This is a genomic window from Noviherbaspirillum sp., assembly GCF_035944575.1.
Taxonomy (GTDB): domain Bacteria; phylum Pseudomonadota; class Gammaproteobacteria; order Burkholderiales; family Burkholderiaceae_D; genus Noviherbaspirillum.
Window position 1 is genome coordinate 1 of the sequence record NZ_DASZBA010000164.1, and the last position, 4,625, is coordinate 4,625.

Genomic DNA, 4,625 nt, shown 5'->3' on the forward strand with positions numbered 1-4,625 from the left:
GGGCGAAGCAACCTACAGCGACCGGCTTGCGTTGACGATGCACCGGCACGGATATGACGAAGAGACGTGGTTCACCTATTCCTATTCCCCCGTACGCAACGAGGGCGGCGATGTGTCGGGGATCTACTGCGCCTGCGTCGAAGTCACCGAGCAGGTCCTCGCCGAAAAATATCGCAATGAAGAAAACGAGCGATTCCGCACGCTATTTGAGCAGGCTCCCGGCTTCATGGCCATTCTGCGTGGGCCGGATCATATCTTCGACCTGACCAACGAAGCCTACTATCAGCTGGTGGGACATCGCGACGTTCTCGGCAAATCGGTGCGTGAAGCGCTTCCTGAAGTGACGGGACAAGGCTTTTACGAATTGCTGAACCAGGTCTATGTCACCGGCGAACCATTTGTCGGACATGCGGTGCCTATCAAGCTCCAGCGCGAACCCAACGGGCCGCTTGCGGAGCGCTTCGTGGATTTCGTCTATCAGCCGATTCGTGATGCACGCGGCGCCGTCACCGGTATTTTTGCCGAGGGCAATGATGTCACCGAACGCAAGCAGGCCGAGCAGGAGCTGCGTCAGCTGGCGGCGGATCTGTCGCAGGCGAATCAGCGTCAAAGCGAATTTCTCGCCACATTGGCCCATGAACTGCGCAATCCCCTGGCTCCCATCCGCACCGGTCTGGATGTGATGCGCATGACTCGCGACAACCCGGCTTTGGTAGCCAGGGCGCGGGAAATGATGGAACGTCAGCTCGACCATCTGGTTCATCTCGTCAATGATCTGCTCGATCTGGCCAGGATCAACACCGGCAAGATCGAGATCAGGAAGACACGTGCATTGCTGAAGGATATTGTGCTGGCGGCGGTGGAAACGGCACTTCCCGACATGAAAGCGAAGCATCAGGACTTCAGTCTCGATATTCCAGCCGAGCCGATATGGTTGAATGCCGATGTCAATAGATTGGCGCAGGTCATCAGCAACATTCTGACGAATGCCCGCAAATATACGCCGGCAAACGGCAGGATCGCCCTCTCCGTCCGGCGGGAAGGAGACGAAGCGGTCATTGCCGTTGCCGACACCGGGATCGGCATTCCAACCGAGGCGCTGCCATCCATTTTCGACATCTTCATGCAGGTAAGGCATGACATCGACCATTCGCAAGGCGGCCTGGGCATCGGCCTGTCCCTGGTAAAGCGACTGACTGAAAAGCATGGCGGCACAGTCAGCGCTTTCAGCGCCGGGCCGGGGCGCGGAGCGACATTCACTATTCGATTGCCCATCGCATCGTCAGAGCTGGAAATGGCAGATGCAGCCCAAGAGGGTGCGAATACGGAGGCGGCGAAACAGCGACCGATGCGCATACTCATTGCGGACGACAACCAGGACGCAGCCGAGCTGATCAGGCAGCTTCTGGAAATCCGCGGACACGTCATCGAGACAGCGCCTGACGGCAAGGCTGCGCTCGAAACAGCAAAGAAATTTCTGCCTGACCTTGCGCTGCTCGACCTCGGCATGCCTGTCATGAACGGATATGAACTGGCCAGGGTGTTGCGCACCTTGCCGCAGTTCCGGTCGACATGCCTTGTCGCGGTTACGGGATGGGGGACGAAAGAGGACAAGGATCGGACACGCGACGCCGGCTTCGATCACCATCTGATCAAGCCGGTTGATCTTCAAACGCTGGATCGCCTGATTGCCGTCATCCAGTCGTCCTTGAAGTGACGGCAGTCATTGACCGCAACGTCCCATCCGGCCCCGGGCTTTGCATCATCATCCAGACTCCCGGCCCAAACATCTCGTCACGCCGAGCGAAGTATGACGCCGTCTCCGAACGGACAGCTTCTTGCAGCCGATGGCAATTGGCCACTAATGCAGGCATGAGTGAATGACGGCGTGAAACTTGTTTCAGCGTGCCATCGCCGGACCAGGCCTCTTCCGGATAATTCAAACTTTTCGATACGGCTTTGGCTGCGGATTTTCTTTCTCCCGCTGCTGTTCGGCGCTTTGCCCTTCCGTTTCCTCTGCGGCATGCTTTTCCATGCTCTTTTTCAGGAAACGAGGCATTTTCGGTGTGCGTCCGGGGGTTAGGGCAGCAAGTTTCTCGCGAGTGCCTTTGCCTTCATGGCTGACTGGCTGCGCGCCCGGTGCTGCCGGGACGGAACCTTTCTTCGCTACGCTTCGGAGCTTACTGGCGTACAGGAGTCTTGCGCCGATGGAGTTTGTCGGCGCATATCGCTTGGTCATATGCTTTTCCAGCATGTGCACCATGCCGCGCTGTTCTTTATTAAATTGGGCAAATTGCCGCACGCGCGCGCCATTCGGATGCATATCGGCCGTAGCGTCCAACAAATCCAGAACAGTCCTGGCATTATTCGTCCGGCGAGACAGCGCTTCCCACCTTCGGGGCTGGAGTTGAGCGATTGCAGTGCTGCTCCCGGCACCAGCCGTCGACCCAGGCTGTGACACCTGAACGGGATTCAATACGCGTTGCGCCTCACTGACAAAGCGCCGCAATGCCTCAATGTCAATCTGAGGTTCCAGTGTTGCCCTGGTACGCACCGCCAGCGCAATACGCTGGTTGGCATCGTCTGCCCACTTCTGCTTCTGCGAAAGCTCGTGTTCATTCAGGACTTCGCCATCGGATGGAGTTCTATCCAGCCGGAGGCCGTTCGGGTTCACGCCTGATACGACGTCGCTCGCTTTATACCGCAACCTTGTCTGAATCTCCTCCGCCGCTACCCTCACGGTCCAGTTCCATGTGGCGCTCTCCTCGATCAGCGCTTCCAATGATTTGGTTTGCGTGCTCTTGGCTATCGGCCGGTTCGGGATAACCGGGTATTCGGCATCGGAGGCAAAGACATTCTTCAGCACCTCGCGCGCTTCGCTGTCGTCAATCATGCTGTCATGAATAAACGGAAGATCTTTCGCCATTGCCGAATAGACGAAAGAGGCATCGATTTTGGCAAAGAGCTTATTTTGAAATTCGGTATAGCTTGTCTTTGGCCCCTTCAGGGGTTTTCTGGCAAGGAGCCGATTGTATCTGGAAGTCACATCCATGATATCTACACCGTCGGCAACCGTTGCGATGGTGCTCCACGCGTCCGTCTTTTCCGAAGCCGGAATTTCCCTTTTGAATCTCGCCTCGGGTCTGTATCTCGGAGTACATCCAGTTTGGTATTTATCGACTGGCGAAGCCAATCCGAGATCGAACAATATCGGCTCGCCGGTGCTGGTATCGATCATGAAGTTGGTTGGTTTAATGTCGTTATGCACGATGCCGGCTTTCAGGAGATGCTGGCTTGCATCAAATAAGCGGCGTGCTATAAATTGCATCGATCCCCAATACTGTTTGCTTGAAATTCTGCCCGAGTCCCAATCCTGCTTCAGAACTACAAATGCCTTCAGACCGTTGTGCCCTGTTATCTTGTCCATGATTAGCATGGGCTCGTTATTATTACCGACCGTTTGACGGACGAGTCCATATACATTGACTATATTGGGATGGGGACCGGCTATATCGGCGACCTTCTTGTACATGCCGGCTTCGCGCTCAAGCACTTCGATGGCATGTTTCCAGGCTTTCCCGGGATCACCAAACGCCTTTTTACAGATCAGCTCCGTTCCGTCTTCGCACCGCATGAGATAAACACCGCCGTAACTGCCATGGCCTCTACTTTCATTCATGATGGAAGGAGCGCCGATGACTAGATCGGGCCTGATCAGAAATGGACCGTCGCCATCCCACGCCAGATTCCTGGGCGCCATCTTGCTCCAGGCAGCGCATTCGATCTTCTCCCTTACTCGGTCCTCAAGCCGGCGATGCCCGTCCGGAATGGATTGCCCCCCCGCACCCGTATATGCCTTATCGAGCTCCGTCTTCGCCGCTTCCACATATTTCTTAAGCCAGCTCCTTGGAACGACCGTCTCGGCGCGCATATTGTCAACCACCTGTTTTTCCAGATGCTCAACCATTTCGGCGCCAATGCCTTCCAGCATTGCCTCCAGTTTCGCATCGATCGATCCGAGATTCTGCACCATCCTTTCCTGAAGCCCGGCCTCGGTTATTTCATGATTGCGCGCCTCAGCTTCCATCGCCGCGCGATAGTGCGCCACTTTGTGTCTGAGCGCGATCAGCTTTGCCTCCAATACCAGGCGCTTCGTCACCGGCACGTCATTGACATGCTGTACGCCCAGTGGCTCCAGGTCCGCCGACAACTCCTCGATCTTCATTGCCTGCCGATCGCTGAGTACACGTGGCGCGTCATCAAGGTCGAAAATATCGAATTTATCGGCAAATAATTGCAGATTCAGACCGTCCAGAGGAACGGTCAGATGCAGCGGACCGTTCTCTTCAATAGGAATGGCGGCTTGACCGCCCTTGTCGCCGCGACCGCCGCCGGACTTTTTTGAGGAAAACATCTGTTGCAGGAAGCTCCTCTTCGCGGCGCCGGGCGCATAGCGGTCGCCCGGATTCTCTGTCGCCCGCTTGCCGGCGTGGCCACTGTCGGTTTTAGCCGCGTCCGCAGTCCTTCGGTGTTTCGGTGTAAGGAAAAAATGACTGGGAAATGAAATTTTGCCGGGTATTTTCATGCTCTTGCCTCTTTATAAGGATTGCATCTGCAATCTGACA

Annotated in this window: 2 protein-coding genes; one reads left to right on the top strand and one right to left on the bottom strand. The window is 56.0% G+C overall.

Features of this window, described 5'->3' with window-relative positions; genetic code table 11:
- Positions 1–1,717 (top strand): hybrid sensor histidine kinase/response regulator (locus tag VGU61_RS11795; protein ID WP_326859322.1); only part of this gene is annotated, 1,717 nt, incomplete at its 5' end.
- A gap of 222 nt (positions 1,718–1,939) precedes the next feature.
- Here VGU61_RS11795 and VGU61_RS11800 read toward each other — a convergent pair.
- Positions 1,940–4,585: a protein kinase domain-containing protein gene (locus VGU61_RS11800; RefSeq protein WP_326859323.1), complete on the bottom strand. Its 2,646-nt coding sequence runs from the start codon at positions 4,583–4,585 to the stop codon at positions 1,940–1,942.
- Positions 4,586–4,625: the final 40 nt, after the last annotated feature.

Coding starts and splice junctions, on each gene's coding strand:
- VGU61_RS11800 (WP_326859323.1), bottom strand. CDS start 4,585: ATGAAAATACCCGGCAAAATTTCATTTCCCAGTCATTTTTTCCTTACA.